This window comes from Chitinophaga niabensis, assembly GCF_039545795.1.
GTDB classification, from domain to species: domain Bacteria; phylum Bacteroidota; class Bacteroidia; order Chitinophagales; family Chitinophagaceae; genus Chitinophaga; species Chitinophaga niabensis_B.
Genome location: NZ_CP154260.1, coordinates 3935849 through 3960201, shown reverse-complemented (window position 1 = coordinate 3960201; position 24353 = coordinate 3935849). Strand labels below are relative to the sequence as shown.

21 protein-coding genes are annotated in these 24353 nt (G+C 46.6%); 16 read left to right on the top strand and 5 right to left on the bottom strand.

Annotation, left to right across the window (positions count from 1 at the left end; all coding sequences use genetic code 11):
• A complete protein-coding gene (locus tag AAHN97_RS15540; RefSeq protein WP_343302963.1) occupies positions 1 to 2379 on the top strand; it encodes a TonB-dependent receptor in 2379 nt (792 codons plus the stop codon).
• Positions 2380 to 2408: 29 nt separating this feature from the next.
• Here AAHN97_RS15540 and AAHN97_RS15535 read toward each other — a convergent pair whose 3' ends face one another.
• A complete protein-coding gene (locus tag AAHN97_RS15535; protein ID WP_343302962.1) occupies positions 2409 to 3869 on the bottom strand; it encodes an ArnT family glycosyltransferase in 1461 nt (486 codons plus the stop codon).
• Positions 3870 to 3978: 109 nt separating this feature from the next.
• Here AAHN97_RS15535 and ligD point away from each other — a divergent pair, with 109 nt between their 5' ends.
• Genes ligD through AAHN97_RS15520 form a run of 3 tightly spaced genes read left to right on the top strand, consistent with a single transcriptional unit; the run spans position 3979 to position 7101 of the window.
• Complete coding sequence (gene ligD, locus AAHN97_RS15530) at positions 3979 to 5949, top strand: DNA ligase D (RefSeq protein WP_343302961.1); 1971 nt, start codon at positions 3979 to 3981, stop codon at positions 5947 to 5949.
• Between the two features lie 4 nt (positions 5950 to 5953).
• Positions 5954 to 6151 carry a hypothetical protein gene (locus tag AAHN97_RS15525; RefSeq protein ID WP_343302960.1) on the top strand — a complete coding sequence of 66 codons (198 nt, stop codon included), beginning with the start codon at positions 5954 to 5956 and terminating at the stop codon, positions 6149 to 6151.
• A gap of 41 nt (positions 6152 to 6192) precedes the next feature.
• Complete coding sequence (locus AAHN97_RS15520; RefSeq protein WP_343302959.1) at positions 6193 to 7101, top strand: DUF4886 domain-containing protein; 909 nt, start codon at positions 6193 to 6195, stop codon at positions 7099 to 7101.
• 176 nt (positions 7102 to 7277) lie between these two features.
• Here AAHN97_RS15520 and AAHN97_RS15515 read toward each other — a convergent pair whose 3' ends face one another.
• On the bottom strand, positions 7278 to 8003 hold the full coding sequence (locus AAHN97_RS15515) for a DUF4197 domain-containing protein (RefSeq protein ID WP_343302958.1): 726 nt from the start codon (positions 8001 to 8003) through the stop codon (positions 7278 to 7280).
• Positions 8004 to 8072: 69 nt separating this feature from the next.
• On the opposite strand from AAHN97_RS15515, the gene AAHN97_RS15510 reads away from it, so the two are divergent.
• Positions 8073 to 8480 carry a response regulator gene (locus AAHN97_RS15510; protein WP_343302957.1) on the top strand — a complete coding sequence of 136 codons (408 nt, stop codon included), beginning with the start codon at positions 8073 to 8075 and terminating at the stop codon, positions 8478 to 8480.
• Between the two features lie 15 nt (positions 8481 to 8495).
• Here AAHN97_RS15510 and AAHN97_RS15505 read toward each other — a convergent pair whose 3' ends face one another.
• Positions 8496 to 9413 (bottom strand): type VI secretion system baseplate subunit TssG, encoded by a 918-nt coding sequence (locus AAHN97_RS15505; RefSeq protein ID WP_343302956.1) that lies wholly within the window; start codon positions 9411 to 9413, stop codon positions 8496 to 8498.
• Positions 9414 to 9542: 129 nt separating this feature from the next.
• On the opposite strand from AAHN97_RS15505, the gene AAHN97_RS15500 reads away from it, so the two are divergent.
• Both AAHN97_RS15500 and AAHN97_RS15495 read left to right on the top strand, forming a co-directional pair.
• Positions 9543 to 10433, top strand: a complete 891-nt coding sequence (locus AAHN97_RS15500) for a TssN family type VI secretion system protein (RefSeq protein WP_343302955.1) — start codon at positions 9543 to 9545, stop codon at positions 10431 to 10433.
• 37 nt (positions 10434 to 10470) lie between these two features.
• Entirely contained in the window at positions 10471 to 11622 is a 1152-nt protein-coding gene (locus AAHN97_RS15495; protein WP_343302954.1) for a hypothetical protein, read from the top strand.
• Here AAHN97_RS15495 and AAHN97_RS15490 read toward each other — a convergent pair.
• Both AAHN97_RS15490 and AAHN97_RS15485 read right to left on the bottom strand, forming a co-directional pair.
• Positions 11619 to 13472 carry a hypothetical protein gene (locus tag AAHN97_RS15490; RefSeq protein WP_343302953.1) on the bottom strand — a complete coding sequence of 618 codons (1854 nt, stop codon included), beginning with the start codon at positions 13470 to 13472 and terminating at the stop codon, positions 11619 to 11621. The two genes, AAHN97_RS15495 and AAHN97_RS15490, sit on opposite strands and share 4 nt — an antisense overlap.
• Positions 13473 to 13476: 4 nt before the next feature.
• Complete coding sequence (locus AAHN97_RS15485; RefSeq protein ID WP_343302952.1) at positions 13477 to 13914, bottom strand: GPW/gp25 family protein; 438 nt, start codon at positions 13912 to 13914, stop codon at positions 13477 to 13479.
• Between the two features lie 248 nt (positions 13915 to 14162).
• Here AAHN97_RS15485 and AAHN97_RS15480 point away from each other — a divergent pair, with 248 nt between their 5' ends.
• The 9 genes from AAHN97_RS15480 (at position 14163) to tssD (ending at position 24236) form a co-directional block, all read left to right on the top strand.
• The gene (locus tag AAHN97_RS15480) at positions 14163 to 14678 is read left to right on the top strand and encodes a hypothetical protein (protein WP_343302951.1); all 516 of its coding nucleotides are present in this window, start codon (positions 14163 to 14165) and stop codon (positions 14676 to 14678) included.
• An 18-nt stretch (positions 14679 to 14696) separates the two neighbouring features.
• Positions 14697 to 15200: a type VI secretion system TssO gene (tssO, locus tag AAHN97_RS15475; RefSeq protein WP_343302950.1), complete on the top strand. Its 504-nt coding sequence runs from the start codon at positions 14697 to 14699 to the stop codon at positions 15198 to 15200.
• Positions 15201 to 15222: 22 nt separating this feature from the next.
• Positions 15223 to 16143, top strand: a complete 921-nt coding sequence (locus tag AAHN97_RS15470) for a PKD domain-containing protein (RefSeq protein WP_343302949.1) — start codon at positions 15223 to 15225, stop codon at positions 16141 to 16143.
• A gap of 30 nt (positions 16144 to 16173) precedes the next feature.
• The gene (gene tssR, locus AAHN97_RS15465) at positions 16174 to 18588 is read left to right on the top strand and encodes a type VI secretion system protein TssR domain-containing protein (RefSeq protein WP_343302948.1); all 2415 of its coding nucleotides are present in this window, start codon (positions 16174 to 16176) and stop codon (positions 18586 to 18588) included.
• Positions 18589 to 18590: 2 nt separating this feature from the next.
• Positions 18591 to 21023, top strand: a complete 2433-nt coding sequence (locus tag AAHN97_RS15460) for an ATP-dependent Clp protease ATP-binding subunit (RefSeq protein ID WP_343302947.1) — start codon at positions 18591 to 18593, stop codon at positions 21021 to 21023.
• Between the two features lie 86 nt (positions 21024 to 21109).
• The gene (locus AAHN97_RS15455; RefSeq protein ID WP_343302946.1) at positions 21110 to 21556 is read left to right on the top strand and encodes a hypothetical protein; all 447 of its coding nucleotides are present in this window, start codon (positions 21110 to 21112) and stop codon (positions 21554 to 21556) included.
• Between the two features lie 84 nt (positions 21557 to 21640).
• Positions 21641 to 23035 (top strand): DUF5458 family protein, encoded by a 1395-nt coding sequence (locus tag AAHN97_RS15450; RefSeq protein WP_343302945.1) that lies wholly within the window; start codon positions 21641 to 21643, stop codon positions 23033 to 23035.
• 50 nt (positions 23036 to 23085) lie between these two features.
• Complete coding sequence (locus AAHN97_RS15445) at positions 23086 to 23658, top strand: NAD(P)H-dependent oxidoreductase (RefSeq protein WP_343302944.1); 573 nt, start codon at positions 23086 to 23088, stop codon at positions 23656 to 23658.
• 176 nt (positions 23659 to 23834) lie between these two features.
• Entirely contained in the window at positions 23835 to 24236 is a 402-nt protein-coding gene (gene tssD, locus AAHN97_RS15440) for a type VI secretion system tube protein TssD (protein WP_343302943.1), read from the top strand.
• Positions 24237 to 24353: the final 117 nt, after the last annotated feature.

Here is a 24353-nt window from a genome sequence, read left to right as displayed (position 1 = left end):
ATGAGAAAGTTTCAATTAATGATAATGATGTGCCTGGTGAGTGTGGCGGCATATGCACAATACAACATAAACGGTTCCCTACGCCGCGGCGATGAACCTGTTGTGCATGCAACTGTAATACTGTTGCCGGGTGCACAGCAGAAACTAAGCGATGAGAATGGTTTTTTCCGGTTCACAAAACTGAGCCCGGGCACCTATACTATCAAAATAGGTGATTATGAGGAAGTCATCGTGATCACAGACAAACATATTGTGGCAGATATCAACCTCTTAAAGAATATTACCCTTTCCGATATAGTTGTTACCGGTAAAAGGAATGAATCCGTTTCCGGTATGCTGAAGGATGTTTCAGGTACAACCATCAATGCAGGCAAGAAAACGGAAGTGATCAATATGCGCCATATCAATGCTAACCTGGCTACTAACAACACCCGCCAGATCTATGCGCGTATACCTGGTTTGAATATCTGGGAATATGACAGGGGAGGTTTGCAGCTGGGTATCGGAGGTCGTGGCCTCAGTCCTAACCGTTCCTCTAATTTTAACATCCGCCAGAATGGATATGATATCAGTGCAGATGCATTGGGTTATCCTGAAAGTTATTATACCCCTTCTTCAGAAGCGATAGAAAGGATAGAGATCGTACGTGGTGCCGCCAGCCTGCAATATGGCCCACAGTTTGGAGGGCTGATCAACTTCATTATGAAAGAAGGCCCTAAGGCAAAACCTTTCGAGCTTACCACCAGGCAAACGCTGGGATCGTATGGTTTCTTCAATTCCTTTAACAGCGTAGGCGGTACTATTGCAAAGAACAAGCTGAACTACTATGCTTTCTACCAGTTCAAAAGGGGAGACGACTGGCGCCCGAACAGCCATTATGATCAGCACAATGCCTATGTTCATCTTGCATATGATGTAACTCCTAAGTTTAAGATCACAGGAGAATATACCCTCATGAAATACCTGGCTCAGCAACCCGGCGGTTTAACAGATGCGCAGTTTAAGGAAGATCCCTCTGTATCTGTAAGGGCCAGGAACTGGTTTAAAGTTGACTGGAACCTGGTCAGCCTGAACCTGGATTATGCGTTTAATGAGCATACGCGCCTGAATTGGCGGAATTATACATTGCAGGGAGGCAGAGATGCCTTAGGGATATTATCGTACATTAACCGGCCTGATAATGGCGGAAACAGGGATTACCTGGCTGACCGGTACAGCAATTTTGGCTCGGAACTGCGTTTCATTCATCAGTATAAATTTATAAAAGATCTGCGGAGTACCGTGTTAGTAGGTACCCGTGTATATAAAGGACTTACCAAACGCAAACAGGGAAGTGGTAGTGATGGCAGCGGGGATGACTTTGTTTTCAATGGCGTTGAACCAGACCTTTCCGGGTTTAAATTCCCCGGTACCAATATCGCCGCTTTCGCAGAGAATGTATTCCAGATCAATAAACACTGGAGCGTTACGCCCGGCATCCGTTTCGAACATATCAATACTAAATCGGATGGTTATTACTATAAGCTGAATATTTTCATTCCGAGCGAAAGGATCGCGGAAAGCAGGAGTAACCCGCGTTCTTTTACTTTACTCGGGGTAGGAACTTCCTGGAAGTTCAACAATGGTACAGAGGTATATGCCAACATTTCCCAGAACTACCGTTCCATCAACTTCAACGACATCCGCGTGGTGAATGCCAATTCAAAAGTAGATCCTGATCTGAAGGATGAAGACGGGTATAATATAGACCTTGGATTCAGGGGCACTTACAGGAACTGGTTATACCTGGATGTAAGCCTCTTCTACCTTAAATACAACGGCAGGATCGGTTCTATCTTTACCCGTGATTCCAGCTTTATGACCTACCGCCTGCGCACGAATGTATCAGACAGCAGGAATTATGGATTAGAAACTTTATTGGAAGGAGATCTATTAAAAGCCATCACACAGGGAAGATCGAAATATAAACTGAATGTATATACGAGCCTTTCCCTGATAGATGCCCGTTACATCAATACAAAGAACACCGCTATTGCAGATAAGCTGGTAGAGAATGTACCGCCTGTTTTAGTGCGTACAGGATTGTCTTTCGGGAGCCCAAGGTTTAACATCACCTATCAGTATGCTTACCAGGCCAAACAATATTCTGATGCTACTAATACGGAGGAAACACCCACCGCAGTTGATGGTGCTGTGCCTGCCTTCAGCGTAATGGACCTCAGCCTGAGTTATAACTGGCGGAAGTTCACCATCTACACCGGTATCAATAACCTGGCGGATGAAAAGTATTTTACACGCCGTGCAGATGGGTATCCCGGGCCTGGGATTATACCGGCGGACAGAAGGAATCTGTATGTGACGCTGCAGTTTAAGTTATAAAAGGCCCCGCAACATGTTGAAACGCTTAATTATTTACTTCCTCCAGGATGATACGCCAAACAACGGTACACCTGGAATTCCCTTATTACCTTACCATAACCCCTGACCACAATTGGGGGAAGTGCTTGCACAGTGCTGAAATATTTCCGGAGCGTATCCGTAAACCGTTGCTCATCTGTAGCATCTCCTATTTCAGAATTAATGAACAATGCATTTCTGCCAGCCAGCTTGTTAACATCGGTGCCTATATAGTCGAATTGCAAAGCCTTTCGCCCAAGGATGTTCTGACCATAGACCATCTCATCCAAATAAAAGTTGAGTACTGCACTGGTCTTATAGTCATCTGCTGAAAAGATGAAATCCTGCGGGTATTGTTTTTTGAGGGATTTAACGGAATCTGCCATTTCACCCCAGCCCAGCCATACATCATCAGAGTTAATGGGTACGGGGTAGAAGATCAGTTCTATAGCCAGGGCAACATGTACAACCCATGCAAATACCTGTTGCCAGCGGATGTATTTCTCAGAGAGATAAACACTCACCCAGATAATGCCACTGATATAAGCAGGCATCATCCAGTTTATTTTCACCCAGTAAATAGGAGAGATCAGGAAGAAGAGGAGGAATAGGGGAAGAAAGAAGCTGAGCAGGAAGAGCTGTTCCGCGGTGACCTTTTTGAATTTCCGGCGAATAGTTTTGTACAGTAAAACCCATAAAGAAAAGAACAACACCGGCATGAGAATCGCTGCCTGGTGACCTATCACACCCAGTACATCCAATGGCCTTACTTCAATACCGCCTGTTCTTCCGGTGGACTGGAACCGGAAGGAAGCCATATCATGCTGAATATTCCAGATGATCACCGGGCTGCTGGCTACTATCATGAGTATCAGCGCAGCCCATAACCAGGGGGATAATAACCATTTCCGATGCGGTGCAGATAATACCAGGAAGAGCAGTAAACCTGCCGGCAGGAAAACCGCTGTGTATTTACTATCGAAGGCCAGGCCCATCATGATCCCAGCCAGCAGCCAGTAAACTTTCCTTTCCAGGAAAACAGCCCTGTACAGGAAAAGCAGGGAAAGCGTCCAGCATAGCATTAAGGGAACATCCGGTGTAGATACCAGGGACAGGATGGTGACCATCAGCGTGGAAAACAGCACTATAAAGGCATTCGCTGCTTTATGCCTGCTCAGGAAATGAAGGCAGAGCTGGTAAAAGGCGATCAATGTTGCAAAGGTGGTTACGGAATCTGCTAGTTTCACAGCGTAGGCCTTATTCCCCAATATGGTGGTGAAGGCCTTCAGTAACCAGGCAATTGCAGGCGGATGATCGTAATAGGAAAGTGCAGGGTGTTCTCCGTAAAAATAATAGTATGCATCCTGTGGCATAAGGCCCATAGCGCCGATGAATATAAGCCGCAGGATGAATATAAACAGTGCAGTAAAGAGTAAAACCTTATTTCCTTTAATGTGCCCGATCAGATGCATATGGTTGTTAAGATAAAAATTATTCTTTCCATTTCTGCCCGTAATGCGATGATCTGCTGTTATTTATAGATAACGCTCAACATTGGCACGAAGTTTAGCCTGTTTTTACATGAAAAAGAGCGCTCCGGGCAAATTGGCCAAGATACCTGCAACTATCAGTCCAATGCTTGCTACACTGGTTAACAAACCATTTGATAGCGAGGGCTGGTTATTTGAGGTGAAATGGGACGGGTACCGGGCAATAGCTGTCCGGGACGGCCGGAGAACGGAACTTATTTCCCGGAACAATAAATCATTCAATGATAAATTCTATCCTGTTTATGAAGCCGTAAAAGCATGGAAGATCCGTGGTGTGGTGGATGGAGAAATAGTGGTGCTCAATGATGCCGGCCGCTCTGATTTTGCTTCCCTGCAGAACTGGCGGAGTGAAGCAGATGGTACACTGATCTATTATGTATTTGATCTTTTATGGCTGGATGGGAGAGACCTTACTGCCGAGCCGCTCTCCACACGCAGGGAATTATTAAAGCAGCAGTTGCCCCCCGGCGGTATTATCCGCATAAGCGAAAGTTTTGACACGCCGGTAAAACAATTACTGGAAGCAGGCCGGAAGATAGGCCTGGAGGGGATCATCGCAAAAAAGGCAGATAGTACTTATCATATCGGGGAGCGTACAAGGGAGTGGCTGAAGATCAAACTGAGCAGGCGGCATGAAGTAGTGATCGGTGGTTTTACAAAGAACGAAGGTTCTGCAAAAGCATTCAGCTCCTTACTGGTAGGTGTTTATGAAGGCAATGAATTTGTTTATACCGGGAAAGTAGGAACAGGTTTTTCAGATACCCTGCAAAAGGAACTGATGGCAAAATTCCGCCCGCTGATAACAAAGAAAATGCCTTTCTCCTTTCTGCCGGATGTGAACAAACCTTCCCGTTTCCGGCCCAATCCCCCCAAGGCAGCGGCCACCTGGCTGAAGCCGCAACTGGTATGTGAGGTGAATTATGCAGAAATAACAGCAGATGGAGTGATGCGCCATCCTTCCTTTGAAGCGATGCGGGAAGATAAAAAAGCAAAAGAGGTGATCCGCGAAAAAGCTGTTCCTGTTGTGAAAAGTAAGATGCTGAAAGCGCCGGAAGAACAAGGCCGCAAAACTTTGCTGAACCCGGCAGAAGTAACACAGGTGAGAAAAGTAAAAGGGCATGAACTGAAGTTTACTAACCTGAACAAGATCTTCTGGCCCAAAGAGAAATATACTAAGCGGGATATGCTCAATTACTATTACCAGGTAGCGCCCTACATCCTGCCATATCTGAAAGACCGCCCGCAGTCCATGAACCGTTTCCCTAATGGCATTGACGGAAAGAGTTTTTATCAGAAAGATGTAACAGGTAAAGCACCGGAATGGGTGAAGCAATTCCCCTATCATACCAGCGATGGAAAGGACAAGAATTTCCTGGTGGTGGAAGATGAGGCCAGCCTCTTGTACATGGCTAACCTGGGAGCCATTGAAATGAATCCCTGGAACAGCCGTATACAAAAACCGGATCATCCGGACTGGTGTCTGATCGATCTGGACCCTACAGAAAAGAACAGCTTTGAGCAGGTGATAGAAACCGCGAGGGTAACAAAACAGGTGCTGGATGCGATTGGCGTAACCGGTTATCCTAAAACTTCCGGTTCTACGGGTATCCATATTTACATCCCCCTGCAGGCAAAATACACGTACGATGAATGCCAGCTTTTTGCGAAATGGATTGCCGCACAGGTGCATCATGAATTGCCGCGTTTTACCAGCATTGAACGCATGACGCGTAACAGGAGCGGCAAATTGTATGTGGATTACCTGCAGAACAGGCCCAAGGCTACACTGGCCGCACCTTATTCCTTACGTCCCAAGCCGGGTGCTACGGTATCTATGCCTTTGCATTGGGAGGAAGTGAAGAAAGGATTAAAGATGAAGGATTTTACGATCAATAATGCACTGGAACGTATCAAAAGCCAGGGAGATATTTTTAAGCCGGTCTTAGGCCGGGGTATTCAATTGAAGAAGATCCTGAAAGATTTTGAAAAACCTAAACAGTGATACAATGAAAAAGCAACTGATCCATGTAACACTCATTGCCCGTGCTGACGATGGCGTCTGGTACATTTGCGCAGAGCTTTTTGAAAAGGACCCGTGTAAGATCGATCTGATCTCCAGCACGGTGATGCCATTGCTGGATGTTAGTGACCTGGTGAGGCAGTTTTACAGTATGGAAACTGATCCGCAGGTGCATTTAAACTGAAGGGATTTTGATTATTAACGTATAAGCTCTATTTTACCAGCATGCTTTTACGATTCAAAATTTGCCTGCTGGTACTTTGCAGCATTTGCTTCACGGCGCAGGCGCAGAAGAAATACCGCCTGTTCATTATTGGTAACAGCTTTTCTCAGAATGCAGCCACATTCCTGCCACAACTCACAAAAGAAGGTGGCATAGAACTGGAAACCGGCCGCGCAGAGTTGGGCGGTTGCTCTATGGAAAGACACTGGAAACTGGTTGAAACAGCAGAAAAAGATACTTCAGACCCTGCCGGTAAAGCCTATGGCGGCAAATCACTCCGCCAGTTGCTTTCTAACGGTACCTGGGACATTGTTACCATTCAGCAGTATTCCCTGCTCTCCGGCGATCCGGAAACCTACCGTCCTTATGCCCGTAAACTCTACGATTTTATCAGGTCCATACAACCCAATGCAAAGATCTATATCCACCAGATCTGGGCTTACCGCAGTGATGCCAAATCATTTGGAAGAATAGCAGGAGAGAAGCGCGCTGTTGATGCTGCAGACATGCACCAGCACGTAAGGGCTGCCTATCATACTATCGCAGACGAATTGAACATTGCTTTGATCCCTGTAGGAGATGCATTCCGTGCAATCACTACTGATCCAACCTGGGCCTATAAAAAAGATAAGACCTTCAATTTTGAAACGGCGGTTTCTCCGGCTTTACCGGATCAAACAAACTCTCTGCATGTGGGATACCGCTGGAATAATAATAAGCTGGACTTTGACGCCAACCATGCTAACAAAGCAGGCTGCTACCTGGGATCACTTGTCTGGTACCAGACCCTGTTTGGCGGAGATGTGAAAAAGGTGCAGTTCAAACCAGCGGAGGTATCTGAGGAGATGGCCGCACAGTTTAAAAAAGTAGTGGCTGGTTTGGGTGTTCCGGTGCGTAGCGCTGCCCGGTAAATAAGTGGCATTGGCTGTTCCTGCACACAGTGTTGCCCGGTAAATAAGTGGCATTGGCTGTTCCTGCGCATAGTGCTGCCCGGTAAATAAATGGTATTGGCTGTTCCTGCACACAGTGTTGCCCGGTAAATAAGTGGCATTGGCTGTTCTCCTGCATACAGTGCCATCCGCCGATATTAATTCCTTTGCGCCAACGCACTGCCAAAAACTGTTTTTAGAAGTTCGGTCACCCGGGCCGCAGGGTCCCTGCGGATCTTTTGTTCTTCCAGACCCACTTCATGGAAAATACCATCTATGGCCCTTTCTGTCACATACGCAGTTAGGTCTGTATTAACCGGTGTTTTGGAGAATTTATTATACATGGAAAATACATCCGCCCAGTACCGGGTAGCATTCACTTTACCCAGTGCATCAGTGATCACAGGGCGGAATGCACTCGTTAAGGCTGCTGTTGTTTTCTGTTTGAAGTAATTAGTGGCAGCAAAATCACCCCCTCTCAGGATGCCGAGTGCATCTGTAATGCTCATCTGGCGGATAGCATTCACAAAGATGGGTGTAGCCGATTTGGCAGCTTCCTCCGCACCACGGTTCATGGCCAGTACGGCTTTATCCACCACACTGCCCAAACCTACATTCCGCAGGGTAGTTTCCACTTTCTGCGCTTCCGGCGGCATCAGTATTTTCAGCACCGCATTCGCAAAAAAGCCGTTGGGAGCAGAAAGCCGGTTGGCGCTGTTCTGGGTACCAATGGTCAGGGCTTCCTTTAAGCCTGCCGCAATTTGCATGGTGTTAACGCCGCCGGTAGTAGTGGTTGGCGGAAGGGAATTCAGGATCTGCTGGGTGGTTTCGCAACCCGATAAAAGGAAAACAGACAGTGTGCAGGCCAGGTACCAGTTCTTCATAGTTATCACCGATTTATGACTTTAAGGTATGCAAAAATAGAACTAAATTTGCAGTCCTACTTGTATTCTATGGGCAAGACTTATACCAGTATTCTTATTGTGGATGATGATATTGATGATGCAGAAATGTTCCGGGACGCCCTGCATCATGTAGATGCGTCCGTGCAATGTACCTTTAGTAAAGATGGGGTGGCCGCACTGAAACTGCTGGAAACCTGCCCGCAGGAGGATCTTCCTGACCTGATCATCCTGGACATGAACATGCCGCGGATGAACGGGAAACAATGCCTGCTGAAATTAAAAGCCAATCGTACTCTCACTGATATTCCGGTGATCATGTATTCCACCTCTCAGCTGAAAGAAGATGTAGATCAGACCCGCCAGATGGGGGCCATGAATTTTATTACTAAACCCAGTAAGTTCTCTGAGCTGGTCGTTATTGCTACCAGGATACTGGAAGGGAGATGTGTGTTTTAGTAAAAAGAGCCCATTCTAAATAAAAGCGGTATAACCCAATACTGCATCCTTGTCGAGCACCAGCATCCTTTCTTCCGGAATAATATCTGTTTGTAAACGCACGGCTGTTTCTGCCGGTACAAAATAAGCAACGAGCCAGCGCATGATCTTTTCAGCGCGTTCACCGGGGAACAATTGCATAGCCATTTGGGCAGGCACGGGGCCTATGTTGATCACCAGGGTTTCATCACCTTCATTAAAAACGTTACCACATATCATATCCACACCCAGCGAACATTCGCCCATCCGGCTTTGATGATCTGACTGCATTACTCCCGCCGCTTCAGTGCTGATGGTTACAGGCATTTGTAACAGCAGCGATGCAAGGTCTTCCAGTTTTTGAAGATCACCTTTTGCACTATGCAGGAAGGGGATCATATGAAGGAAAATATTGGACTGCTGCTGGTCCAGCAAAGAAAAGATCTCCCAACCGGGATGGAATATTTTGATGAGATCATCATAAATATTCTTTTTGTCGATCTTGTTTTCCCTTAGCTCAATGAGTATGCGGAACAGGTTGATCTCTGCTTCCAGGGGGAGAAAAAATTTGCGGGCTTCCTTCTCTTCCTGCTTATGAAGCCTGATCTGATCTATGATATCTTCCGTACTACGGGTGGAAGAATAGGGGATAGGCTGATGAAAAAGACCTTCGGGGAGCATATCGTAAAGGCCTTCACGACTGCTTTTTATACAAAGCAGGTGTTTGTATCCGTTTTCTGTAGTATGCCATTCCACAGAAAGCACGTCCTTCGAAAAATTACGCTGGCTGCTGCCTGATGGCCAGATGAACAGCTGGTTGATATCAAAGCCTGATTCCACCAGTTCTGCTGCCAGTACAACCGCTTTATAGTCTGTATCAAAATTATTGAGATTAAATGATGGGATGTCTTCCATAATCTAATAATTGGCTTATTTTCACAATGGAACCCGGCAAACCGGGATGTACCGGAAATTTAACCCTTTACTGGTATAATCTTTGGAATAATTACATATTTTTCCTGATAATTGTTGTGACCATAGACCATGGATGTAAAATCTACCTTTGTTAGCTATATTCTTTTCCCGCTGGTAGCCGTTATTATGGCTGCTGTTATGGTAGTCCTGAATAAGAAGAACCGGATTATGGGGAACCGCCAGCTGGTGGTGGTGCTGCTACTTTCCGCGATTTTGCTGGGCATACCGGGTTTACTTGGCGCCCTCAGGTTGCAATTTATGCCCTGGGGTTATGTACTGGGCCAGGTGGCGTACCTGTTACTGGGCATACTGGCTGTTTACCTGCTTTCCAGGCATGTTCCGGAAGCCCTGGAACGCCGTAAAGGCATGCTTATATTACTGGGCCTTATTGCCGGCTTGCTGGGTATATATTTATATCAGCTTGCTTTTAACTGGCTAAGCGACCTGGACTATGGCTGGCTGGCAGCTACTTCTATACTGGCGTTTTTCATACCACTTGTTTTTTGGTGGGCTTATATGGCCATGATCAGCATCCCTTCGGAGATCTACACCGTATGGTATTACCCGGAAAATGTTCCCCAGCTGGACATGTATGATGTAGACCTGGACAAACTGAAGGTACTGGAAGTGCAGCTCTTTAAAGGGGCAAGCGATCCATTACCGCTGAAAGTGAAAGTGAAAGCCCCGCCGGATATGGCCTTCGGAGACTGGTTCAAAAAATTTATAGACGATTATAATCTGAAATTTCCCCGTAATGGCATTCACTATGTGTCAGGAGAAGGAGAACCTTTTGGATGGATATTTTACCTGAAACCCTCTTTCTTTAAAAGAAAGCGATTTATAGACCCTTCGCTGACGGTAGAAAAGAACGAGGTCCGGGAACGGTATACTATTTTTGCAAGAAGGGTAACCCGCCTGCAGCAAGAAGCCGGAGGGGAAGACAGGGTGGTGATCCTCTGACGCCAGCCCATTTGTTCATACACAGAAAAGTATTGTTATGTTATTTCCTGTAAAACATCCTGCAGTGAACTGGATCGATGGCATGAAGATCTCCCGCCGGCAGTTCATTGATACTGAAAACCATTTTACCGATAGCCTCCGGGATACCACTTCCATGTTCCTGCGCAATTATGATTTTGGCCTGTTGCCCCCATTCCGCGGGCAGCGCCTTTCCTGTGATTTTGAGATCAATGAGCGCATTAACCAGGTAGAAGTAAGGCTGCGCCAATGCAGCGCTATTACCGCAGGCGGTGTACGTATTCATTTTGTACCCGGTGAATATAATGAGCAACTGGTTAAACAATTCTCATTTACAGGGGAAGAGGATGCAGAGGGGCAGCCTTCGCATTTTAGCATTGTACTGGGTGTAAACCCTTATGAGCGGGTGCCTGCGGGAATACCGGATCCTGGAGAAACGCCGCCGCGGCATCCTTATGCCGCGCTGCAATATGAACTGTCCATGCTCCCGGCCAGCCAGGTTGAAGCAGGAGAAATGGGATTGAATCACCTGGTAATAGGCCAGCTTTCCAGGCAAAACGGCCGCGTGTCCGTGAACGAGCAGTATATTCCCCCGGCAGTGGCTATCACCAGCCATCCCGGCCTGATCCGTTATTATGAGCGCTTTAGTATTTTACTGAATGAAATACAGATCTGCAGCCTCCGGATCACTGAGAAAGTAACCGCCCGGGATAACAGAACGCAACTGGCCCTTAATATCAAAATGCTTTGTGAACGGATCCTGGATTACATTGCGCAGATCTTTTTCTCCTATCGTAACATGGTTCATCAGCAGCCGCCCATTATGCTGATCAGTTGCTTTTCAAACCTGGCGCATATTTTTTATTCCGCATTGCATTATCCCGGCGCAAGGGAAAAAGAAGAAATGCTCAAGTACTTTTATGAATGGAAAGATGTAACGCCGGGTAATTTTGAAGACCTCCTCGTACGGACCATTGATGTAGTGTATGACCATTATAATATCCATCGTTCCATGGAACAGGTGAACGATTGTATGCAGGTGCTCTCCGCCCTGTGGAACAAGTTAAGCAGCCTTGAGTTTATAGGTCAGCGAAGGGAAAACATTGTTGTAGCAGAACAGAAAATGGTAGAGCAGACAAAAACGCGCAGCTCCTGGAGCCTGCTGGACTAGCCGGCCTGCTGTAATATTATCCTGTAATGCGTAAGGATGCTGCTGCGTGTTTTCAGCTTCTGTAACAACTGCCGGTGGGTGAGTTCCCATTCTTCAGATGTATAGCTGTGATCAGGCGCCTGCGTAATATAAATATCTGTTGTTTTCTTTAGTCCTTCATTAGGATGCGGAGATGCTATAACACCACGTTTTATGGCAATGCCGGTAGCTTTTGCCCCCAGTTCGTAAATACAGAAATTACGTATATCATCTTCCGTCACAATCCTGTCCCGCGTCATCAGCGCATATTTGTAAGCCTGTAGCAGATTGTTTTGTTCCGCCGCTTTGCGCCCTCCTGAAGGTCTTGTTAGCAACTGCAGGGATTCTGCCCGCACGCCCGACCCTTCAAACTGCATAAGTGGCAAGCCGCTGCGTAGCTGATGCGCAGCTTCACTTTGCGTGGTCCAATAATCGAGGTACATCACTTCTACCGGATGTTGTGGTCGCACGATCACATAGCGGGTGGATTCCGTCATATCTGTTAAACTATGCCGGGATTTTTGTTCCACCAGCGCAATATTTTGCTGCAGGTTTTGCAGCACATCCGTCAGGAAATCGTAGCCGTATGCAGAAAAGGCGGCACTTTCATCACGTAGCAGTTCAAAAAGATAATTGATCAGCTCACGGGCATTACGGCTGTCAAAACGTTCAGCTCCTCCAAGCCGTACGGAATAAGCATCCTGGCCCTGTGTTTCATGCTCATTGTATGAAATAGGGTGATAATGTTTGCCGTGGCTGTCCGTTAACTGCTGTACGCTTAAAAAGAACTCATGCGTTTCAGGTTTTACCGGGATAATATTACCGACCCCTTTAAAGCGATGTTTTAACTTATGCAGCCTCCGGTTCACAACAGGGAATGCATTCGTATATACTTCTATGTTATCAAGCAGCGGCTGTTGTATGGCGGCCGGAAAAGTAAGCCGGAGCCATATTACAGGCTCCTGCAGTTTACTGAGGTCCTGTGTGCTGAATACATCTTCAAACGCAGCCGGATAACGTTGCTGCTCATGTTCAGGGGGATGGAAGGAAAAGGAAAGATAGTGATCGTGATAGTATTCCAGTACATCGCGGATGATCACAGGCATGGTATCGAAGGCAAGCGTTTTGTTCAATATGCTGTTCTCCGGCTGTATGCTTTCAGGGTCATAAGGGAAACCGCTCTTCAGGGATACGGCCTGGCCATTAATACTACATTCACAAAGCGCAAGTAATTTGTACCACTCGTGATCAAAAGCAAAATGCGGCCAATTGAAATAACAGGTGAAATGTTCCATCTGCTGAATACCGGGATGTGGCCGGAGACCTATCCATAGCGTGTGCGGAGGAAGGTAACGCCCGGTGCTCATAGCCTGCAGTACTTTACCCCTTTGTGCATCGTGCTGATAAAAGCGGTTGCCGGTAGCCGTGTAAAGTATCCGGGCATCATAGATCTCTACAGGTACCGCGGGCGTAAAAAATACTTCCTGGCTGCGGTCTGTACCTGCCTGCCTGCGGGGGGAATACACAAAATGTTTATTGTCTGCCAGTAACTCTGCAGCATCTGCGGGAAAAGCCTGCGCAAGCGCATGGGCAGGCAGGGGAGTGGTGAGCATATCCGGCGTGAGTAACGCAGCCAGCTTGTTCAGTAGCCTGTTTTCCGTATTGCGGAGATCATTCACAAGATTATATAACTCCCCGCTCAATGCTTCTATCAGCAATCGTACCATAGGGTCCAGGTCTGCTGCGGAGCGGATTCCCCAGAAGTCTGCCGCACTTTGTAGAAGCCGGGCCCTGATATCTTCTTTGGATGTATAATGTAATGGGTATTGCATATGATCATTCTGATGATAAAGGACTCAGGAACAAAGCGGTTACAAATGTATAATTTTCTCCGGTGGCGTTAAGTTTACCGGTTACGGTGACCTCCACCTTTTTCTTTATCTCCGTCATACGGCGAAGGGGAAAAACCTTTTCTACATCTTCTATGCGGATGAAGGCATCTACATTATACAAACGCTTTTCCTGCGCGCGTACGGAGCGCTTAATAGACTGGCTCATTTTGTCCTCCCACATGGATTCATTCACGATGAGCTCAAAATCCAGTTCCCATACCTCACAACCAAATGCAGGATTGAAGCGGTGTTCCCCGAATCTCGAAAAAATGATCAATTCTATATGCTGGCTGATAGAGATACCTGCATCGCAGGTTTCCAGTGGCTGATTGGAAAATAAGCGCCTGAAGTCAAAAGGTTTTTTATAGAATGTGGTACTCATCCGGTTAACAATTAGGTTGTATTCAAATCTAAAGAAATTCGCGATAATTTCATTTTCCAGCATAATATTTGTTTGTATATTCGGGCCAGGGGATGTATGTTACCCGATAAGGAGTGTAAAGACCCAAAAGAGAAGATCCCCGGTAACCATATAATAGAGACGTTTTAATAATACATAATTGTTGTAAGTATAACCCGGTTGCCCTATTGTGACCGTATCTGTTTTAAGCCTGAAACCATGGATTCCGTATGAAGCCGATCAATCAGCATGAACTGAATAAAGGGTATTTTAACTTCATCACTCACTTCGTTGCATTGATCTTATTTGTAGTGGCCTGCATAGCCTGTTTTTTTGTGACTAACCGGCAGGAGCTGAAACTGCTTGCTGAACAGTCGCGCCGCTATGATGAGCTTACCTATCAGCGGGAAGAGCTGGTAAGCCGTTTTGATCAGATCCTCTTAAAGCTTCGTGCACTGAGCCAGTATGTAAATGCCGATGCGCAGGAGCTGAGTAACCAGGCACTCCTGATCAACGGTGTGCAATCGGAGAATAATAAAGTGCGTGGTCTTTTGGAAGAGGAAGAAGGGGAAGATGCAATACCTGCCAATGACCTGTACCGTAGAATGACGCGGCATGTAATAGTGCTGGCGAGTTTGAAAGACTCCCTTTCCCAAACCCGTTTTAGTTCCGAAAGCCTCCGCGAGCAGCTGGATGCATGCAGCAAGGCAACCAGGAATGCAGTAAGGAACCTCAATCGTTTTTGATCGTAAACCCAGCTTGTGATGGCCCATTTGAGTATTAAAGAAAGACAGGAGCAGTTCATATTCCTGCTGATCCTAACCATCGTTACCGTAGCACTGCTGTGCTGGTTGCTTTTTGGAGCAAGGGACCTTCGTACGGGAGCCATGAAGGAAAAACTGGCACAAAGAATGCTGGATGAACAACAGTTCACCCGGTTAGTTGATGAAGTTAAGCCTACTGTTGATTCAACCTACAAAAGGATCATGGATTTTGACCCTGCCGTAACTGCATTGTTCCTGGAGTCGGATATATTGAATGCCATTGCCAGCGTGAGGGCCGCCTACCAGAAAAAAGCACATGACGGGAAATATAAGACCTTTAACCAGGAAGCACAGCTGCTGGAGATCCTGTTCTATGATAAAAAGGAATTACGGGGTAACTACCGTAACATCCGTAAGCTGGGAGAAGACCTGGACCAATGTAAGCTTTCGCAGCGTGGAATACAGGAAGCCATCCTCAACAGGGGGCGCAATCAACCTAACTGAAATCTGATGATATATTTCTATAATGGAAGGAACTACCAGGCATAACGCCATCCGTACGGATAACAGGAACCGCATCTATCTTTATATCATACTGGCTGTACTAGTGCTGGCCATTGTTTTCCTGCTGATCAAGCTCTTCTTTAACAACACGCAGATCAATGCGCATCTGCTGAAAAATGAGATCTTCCTCAATGAAAACCTGGTCTATACTGACAATACCCCTGGCGCTTCCAAATGGAGCTGGGAGTTTGGGGATGGTAATAAATCGAAAGAGCAGAGCGGGTATTACCGCTTCCGGGAAGCAGGCACTTATCTTGTGCGGCTCACGGTGGATGGCAATATGCAACAGCAGTTCCCTGTAGTGGTGAAGGATACAGTACCCTTAATAATATTGGACAGCATACGGATCTCCGGGCCAACAGCCGGTGTTACCGGCATGCAGTTGCGGCTGGAAGCAGAAGGAGATGCCAATATCTTTGAATGGGCCTTTGGTGAAACAGGCCGGGTAGATGCAAAAGGGAGAAATGCTTATTATACCTATCACATGCCGGGGCGTTACACCGTTACCCTGCGCACTGATAAAAGCCCGGTGCCGGTATACTATGTGCTCAATATCACTGAGCCGCTCACAGATATTGGCCTGGTAGATCCAAGTGCCGGTGGCCAGGCATTGATGGACGATTTCAAAGTACGCCTGCAGGCTATTGCCAATGGGGCAAATTTTAATACACATTATTATTATCTCGTAAAAAAATACCTGTGCAATGGAGAAAAAACCACCGCGCAGGCATCAGATGAAACCGGAAAGAAGAACACAGATTTTTATTCATATTGTATCGGCCTCACGTTCAGCAAGAATGTAGTGATCGATGAAGTGACCCTGACGCTTTCACCCGCTAAATGCGTAAGCCTGGTGCAGGTAAAACAGCACCGCCGGTCCTGAAAATTAACGATTGTTTAAACAACAGTAGCGATGAGAGGAATCCTTATTTTGTTAACGATATTGTGCTGCTTCCAGGGGAAGGCACAATTTTATGCAGGCAAGCGGATCGCTAAAATGCCAGCCAACTTCAGGCACCCAACAGTTCAGACAAAAGATCCTTCCGGTAAAACGGATGCAACCGCATGGATCGTTTTTTCTGACCGTGAAGATAGTTATACCACCACCACTCCGGGAGGTTCGCTGATATTTAAAAAGCTGAATTTCATGCAGCCCTTTTTTGTAAGTGATGAAAAAGAAGGATACCTGCGCCTCGTAAAATATGATCCCTCTATTCTCAAGGGCACTAAGGTACAGGACAAACGAAAAGCCATCAGCTATGGATGGATCCCTCGGCACAAAGTACTGATGTGGCAAAAGGCACTGACAGACGAACGTACTTTGTTTCCCATCAAAGCAGTCACTATCATCAATGGGGCGGATCCCATTGCCCGCCCTAAATTCTATTTCAGCCATGATTCTGTAGTTGTTTTTAATTCTCCTGAGCTGCAGGCACCTGCAGCAGAGAAACTCAAGCTGCATGACCTTATTTACATTTATAAATTCTCAGAAGATGGCCGCAAGGCCCTGGTAGGGCATCGCAGCCAGCTGACGGCAGATAGCGCGGCCGCAGCTATGGCCGGATGGGTATCCGCCGATGCTGTGCATCTGTGGGGGAGCCGCCTGTACGTAGGTACCAGCCGCGTTTCCGGTTATGACGAAGATTCTGCAGCCGCAAGGTATTTCAGGAGTATGCTCACACCTGAAAAGCCAAGCGGCGGAAACTTTGAATATGACCCCCTGCTGCAGCCAGGCAATCCTGTATTCCGCACTATTCCGGTGATGCAGCATAAGGGGCTGGCTGTACAAACAAAGCCTTTCCGTTCGTCTGTAGCCAATAATGTATTTGACAAATCGTCTAACACCGTGATCAATATCCGGGGTTCACGCATCGATTACAATAATTATCTGCGCCTGCGCCGTTTCGGTAACCGTGTGAATATCATGTTTGTAGTAGACGGTGGCAGCAGCATGAAGAATTACCTGCCGGGTATCACCAACACCATTCAGAATTTTGCAGATGTATTTGGCAAAAAAGCGTTTTCAAACTATGAATACCGCTTTGGTGCTATTGTATATCGTGGCAGTGACGGTTGCTACCAGAACAAAGGTATGAACACCTTTGAGCCCACAGGCAATTACAGTCGGATTGTGGACTTTATTAATCAACAGGCTGCTATTACACAGCAGTGTAGTGGAATAGTAGCTGACCAACCCTATTATGAAGGCTTGCAACAAGCGATCAATGTGTTGAAAAAGTACCCCATGCAAACGAATATCATCATCGTTGCAGGCAGTACCGGCAATATCAAAGGCAGCGTTGCCAATGTAGACGGGCTCACACGGGGACTGGTGGAAACAGATGCGCGTTTGCTTGTATTCCAGGTGTATAATAAGTTTGATCCTTCCTTTAATAATTTTGTACTGGAATCCAGGGAGTTGCTGGAAAAAGCAGCGCAGCAACAGGCGGAAAGCAAAAAACTGCGCATGGTGAAAGGAGAAGGCCTGGCTGTAACACAGCAGTTCAATACGGCTTATACAGATTCCGTATCCTATTATCTCAATTACCCTGATGGGAGCCTCATCCCCGGCGCTATCGTATTCCCCGGCAGAGGTGCCGTGAAAACCAACCGTGAAATGATGGTAGCACTGAACCGCTTTCTGAATGAAGTGTATACAGACAACCGGCAGATCATTACCTCGCTGGATAGTGTGTTCATGACCTCCGGGCGCCTGCGGGAGAAGATCACGGAGCCGGTAATGAACAGTATCAATCAACCCGGTGTTTCCGTTGCGAGGGATTTTGGGGAACATTTGCCACACAACGCTTTCAAATATTATTTTGACGTGAATGTAAAGGAGGGTATAGCAGATAAAGGAGCCCCTGTACAATTTGCTATTATGCTGAGCCATGATGAAATATTGCAGCTGACGGATATGCTGTCCCGCCTGGCAGGTGATAACCTGGAACAGGATGGCAGTAACTTTCGGAAAATGCTCTTTAAGAGCTATGTGAAATATGGCAGCGCACAATGGAAAGGTGATCAGTCCAAAGCCACGATAAAGAACATGAAACTGCCTGTGTACCTGGAAAGGGCCACAGGTATGCCCGTAGATATGGGGCCACTGAACAGTTATACAGTAAAGAATATATGCAGCGGTATGCAAAAGGAAGAGTTTGAAGCATTGGTAGTTTACCTGCGGAAATGTAACCAGGTATTGAAAACACAGTTGCAAACCGGCGATTATTTTATTTCTAACGGGCGGCCGTATTTCTATATCGTTCAAAGCGACTGGAAATATGGTGGTGATACTTCAGCTGTTGCCATTGCAAAAGAAAATGAATGACCATGAATTTCCTGAACCTCAGTGAATCAGTAAAACATGCGGTACATGTTGCCCGGTCCCTGGCAAAGGAACGCAGGCATGCGAGCTACGGACCGCCACATCTGCTTGCAGGGTTGTTGCATAAGGAAACCGGTCTGCGCCCTTTCCTAAAAGCAATTGATCAGGATGCGGGCTACCTGCAGGAATGGGCAGAGGTGCGCCTGGATGAATACCCCAACGTACATGCGCTTTCTGCAGATATTACCGGTACGCCGGAAATAACTACTGTGTTTGAAGAAGCAGATGATGTGCGGCTTAAGATGGGGATAGACCTGATCACGCCAGTTTGTGTACTTACTGCATTGAGTAAACCAAACATCGGATTCCCGGCAGATCAGATGAAATCTTTCCCGGTCAAAGAACGGGAGCTGATCAATGCTTATCTCAATAATACATCGCTGCCTGTAAATGGAAACGGCAACCCGGAAGCGCATATGGAAGAACACAAAACCGCAGGCGCACTGGCAAAATATTGCATTGACAGAACGGCCGAAGCGCGTAGCGGGGGAAGAGATCCTATAATAGGCCGCGACATGGAGCTGCGGATGGTGATGGAGGTTTTGTGCCGCCGTTCTAAACCCAATGTGATCATTACCGGGGATGCAGGTGTAGGTAAAACTGCATTGGTGGATGGGCTGGCGCAGCAAATCGTTTCCGGTAATGTGCCGGAGGTACTCAAAAGCGCTGCCATCATGGAGCTGGATACAGGCAGCCTCATTGCAGGCGCTTCCTATAAAGGTGAAATTGAAGACCGTTTAAAAAGCATTATTGCAGATATCAAACGCGCAGGTAAGGTGATCCTTTTTATTGATGAGATACATAGTTTGCTGGATCCCAAAGGTTCCATCGGCAGCGGAGCAGGTAACCTGCTAAAGCCCGAACTGGCCCGTGGTGAGATTACGGTGATCGGTGCCACAACTATTGAAGAATACCGCAAACTCATAGAACCGGAAAAAGCGTTTAGCCGCAGATTTGAAATTGTGCAGGTAGCAGAGCCCGATGATGCTACAGCTGTTAGTATGCTGGCATGCCAGTTGCCTTTATATGAAGAACATCATCAGCTGAAGATACAGGAAGGAATGATAGAAGAATGTGTGCGTCTCGCACGGCGGTATATGAAAGACAGGCGCTTGCCGGATGCTGCATTTGATCTGCTGGATCGTACGATGGCCGCTATTAAAATGATGAATGATACATCAGGCAGGGAATTAGAAGAATTGGAACGGCAGGTAAAGGAGAGCAATGATATGGAGCGGGTACATGAAAATTTCCGCCGGCAACTGAGCCCGGTGCTGCTGGGGCGGCTGGATGTTACGCCTCCTGAAGGAGAAGTAGAACGCGCCTACCTGGAAGATCTGCTGGAAAAGCTCAGGGTGCTTGCTGCTGTGAAAGTAACAGAAGCAGGCCGCCAAGATGCTGCGGCAGTGATCTCTTTTAAAACCGGTATTCCCATCGGTAAGGTACAGGCAGGCGAAAAAGAAAAGCTGATGAACATGGAAGCGCATCTCAAACAACGGGTGGTAGGGCAGGATCATGCATTAAAAGCGCTTTCGGCAGCTATCCTGGAATCACGCAGCGGCCTTGGAAAAAAAGGGCAGCCCATTGGATCTTTCTTCCTGCTTGGGCCTACAGGCACTGGCAAAACAGAACTGGCCAAATCCATCGCAGAATTCCTGTTTAATGATGAAAAGGCGATGATCCGTTTTGATATGAGCGAATTCAAGGAAGAACATTCTGCCGCACTGCTGTATGGAGCACCTCCGGGTTATGTTGGATACGAAGAAGGAGGATTACTTGTGAACAAGATCCGGCAACAACCGTATGCGGTACTGTTGTTTGATGAAATAGAAAAGGCACATCCATCTGTGTTTGATATCTTCCTGCAGATCATGGACGAAGGGATCATTCACGACCGGCTGGGTAAGGAGGGTGATTTTTCAAACGCGCTTATCCTGTTCACCTCCAATATCGGCAGTGAGTGGATCACGGAGCAGTTCAGCCAGAACAGCATGCCACAGCCTGCTCAGCTGATGGAGTTGATGACGCGGCACTTCCGCCCCGAATTCCTTGCCCGTTTATCTGAGATAGTACCTTTCAGCCCGATCACGGAAGATAATGTGGTGAAGATCTTTAACATACAGCTGAAAAGCCTGCTGGAAGCACTTGCACGCCAGCATATTGAACTCGATATTTCAGAGGATGCCCGCAGGATGCTGGCACTGAGCGGTTTTACGCCCAGGTATGGTGCGCGTCAGATCACCGGCGTTATCCGGAATCAGCTGCGCCGTCCTATTTCCCGCCATATTATCGCAGGGGAACTGAATGCGGGAAAGAAGGTCACAGTAAGCCTTCGGGAAGATTCCGGAGAGTTGGACTGGAACATTAGTACGGCATGAAAAATTTAATATGGATTTGAGGTAAAAGCCTTATTTTTATAATACTCTTACAAGTTGTTAATCTATCATCTCAAAAAAGTACAGAAATGTTCAATTATGAAATCGGCGGAAACGAACGTAAGGTGGATACATCGGAAGCCTTTGTTGACATATCCCATAACAAAACTTTATTTGTACAGCAGTTAACTGATCAGGAACCCGTGAAACCTGAAATAGCAGAAGGTCTTAAAACCGTGGATGATGTATTCCGGCATTTTAAACCTAAGGTAGATGTGAGTTTTGAAAATCAGGATGGGTCTCATAAAGATGAAACGCTGGAGTTCCGGCATCTGGGAGATTTTTCAGTGAAGAGCCTGTTGCAGCAGAGTGATACGCTCAACAACCTCAAAGTGGAAAATGATATGTACCTGAACATTATCCGCCAGCTGAAAACCAATAAAACGCTGAAAGCAACCCTGGAGAACCCTGAAACCCGCCAGGCATTTGCGGCAGCGTTGGAAAACCTTGCGAAAGAATTGCAGCAGCATACCTGATCTATAGTTTGATTGATTGTTCTATTGACCATATACTAATTAATACCCGCTGTTCCGCTGCTGGATAGCTATAAATTAAACTTCATGTCAGCACAAAACGAAAAAATGCAGGATGCCCGGCAGAATGAACCCGTTCTGCAACATGGTGCTCCTTCGGAAACCAGTTCGCCTTCTCTCGATGATAACCTGCAAAAGCTTGTAAAAGTTGGTGGGTTCGATTTCCTTGAAGCGATCTTAGACGGATTGCAAAATCTAAGTCCGGAACGAAAGGCCCGGAAAAAGATCTTCCTGACGGATCAGGACAAAGCTGCCGAAAGAAAAGAACTCCTGAAAAAGATCCGGATCTGGCAGGACCTGTTGAAGAAGGATGGCGCTGTCAGTGAATTGAAAGAAGAATGCCAGCAGAAGGCTGATGAAACAGATAGCCGCCTGAAAAAGAATATAGGCCTTGCTTTGGATGCCACCAGGAACCTTGAGCAGGCCTACCGCACCGTGCATCTTTTCTTCAAAAATACAGAGAGTGATAAACTCACTAACGTATCCCTGCTCAACGCTTCCTTAGATCAGCTGGCAGATCTTGATAACCCCCGTTTCATTGAGCATGTGGCAGAAGAATTCAAACAGAACTACGACCGGCTTGATCTGCGCGACAACTATTCACTGCTGGTGATACCCGGTTACCTGGGTTCTAATAAAGTGATAGAAAGATGGGCGAAGATCGCACATAATAATAAGGCCATGCTGGTAACAGACTTCCTCAACCTGGATCAGCCTGATGATGTCATAGACCTCTTTACCGCCGCCAATCTTACCGGTGGTGATGCTTTCCGTTCCAATGTGATCATGACCTGTAACTGGCTGGTAGGCCGTGGGAAAGTAGAGGGAGCCGGAGAGGAAGATGATCTCCATGTGCCTGGTTCCGCAGCCCTGGCAGGTAAAATGTACTACACGCTTATGAGCCAGGTAACAGCTGGTAAGAAACATGGTGCTATGAATGAGGCAGATGGCGTACGCTTTGATCTTAAAAAAAGCGAGATCTCTCAATTGGAAAGAATTGGCCTGGTGCCAATGGTAAATGAGTATGGCAAAGTAATGGCATTCTCTGCCAAAACACTTTTCAACGGAGATAACATTGGCCTGCAAACATATTCTGTGGTAAGGGTGTTCGACTATGTAACCAAAGTACTATTCGACTTCCTGAACAGAAGAGCGTTCGAGAACTGGAACACTAAAACGGAAGCAGATCTGCGCCAGCAGATAGTTCGTTTCCTGGATAGTATACAGGGCCCGGACCGCCTCATTGAACGCTTCAAGATCATGCGTTTTGAAAGGGACGAAGTGCAGAAAGACCGGATACACCTGGATATACACATCACACCTTATTTCCCTGCAAAAAGCTTTGTGGTAAAGCTGGACGGGTATAAGGGAGAAGATGAGCACACTACCTGGAATACAGAGTATGCTACTACCCAGAAATAGCCGGGTTTGAATTGACCGCACGATTGTTATATTTGCAGGGCAAGTATAACATGAAGAATCTGTTAATTTTACACGGAGATACAACAAAAACAGGCATCAACCAGGCATTTGCAAAAGCATACCGCCAGGGTGCCGAAACAGTAGGAGCGATGGTGAAGGAATTGTATATTATGGACCTGAAATTCAATTCCAATAAACAGTTCTCTAACCAGATCACACCGCTGGAGCCCGATCTGCTGGCCGCTTTGGAGAAAATTCAATGGGCCAGCCACATCGTTCTTTTCTGTACGGTTAATCATGATTCCATTCCGGCTAAATTGTCCGGTTTCTTTGACCGCTTGTTCATGCCTCCTGTGCAGGGTATGGCAGATAAATCGGCCAGAGGACTGGGTGTATATTCCGGAAAATCGGCACGGATTGTGTCAGTATTAGACGAAGAAAGCTGGAAGGAATGGCAACTCACCAAGAAGCCTACCTATCATGCTATCAAACGCAATGTGCTGGAACGTTGCAGGATCAGCCCGGTGCGTACCTGTACAATTGGTTATGTACATTCGCCGGAAAATGACTATACAAAAAAGTGGATAGGAAAACTGCATGCTTTTGGAGAAAAATTCATGTAAGAGTTAACAGACAGGAAACATGCTTTGAAAGAAAATAATTTATTTTAGCTCCTGAACAATTGTTTGACAGACCAGAAAAACCCATAGACCCGTAGCTCAATCACTGCCAATAGGAAACCATCACGAAGTAACCATAATCCGCAATTTTTTTCGTTGACCTATAAATTTTAATTAACATGGCATTCAATGCAAAATTAAACATGGCAGGAAAGCAGTACGATGTACTGAGCTGCAGCTACACCCTGAACAGGGATGTTGATCACAAAGGCCGCCCTTCTTCCGGCGTATACGGCGGCACCATTGATGTAGAAGTAGAATCCACGGAGGATACTTCCATTATTGAAGCGATGGTAAATTCTCAATTCAAACCCTTCTCCGGCGCAGTGCTCATCAAGAAAACAGATGAAGACGCCAAAATGAAAGAGGTGGCATTTGAAGGCGCTTTCATTGTTAAGTACACGGAAGGCCTCAATGTGATCGGTTCTGACCCGATGAAGCTCCGGTTCACGATCTCTGCGCGCAAAATGAAACTGGGCAATGCAGAGCATGTAAACGACTGGCCGGACGCTAAAGCCTGATCCCGCATTTATTAAGTTTTTCCGGTTAGCCATAACAGGCTTTTGCATGGCGTATGCGAAAGAATGAAGGTGTAGCTGTTTGAAAAATTATCTGAAAGTATTTAAATTCTGACCACT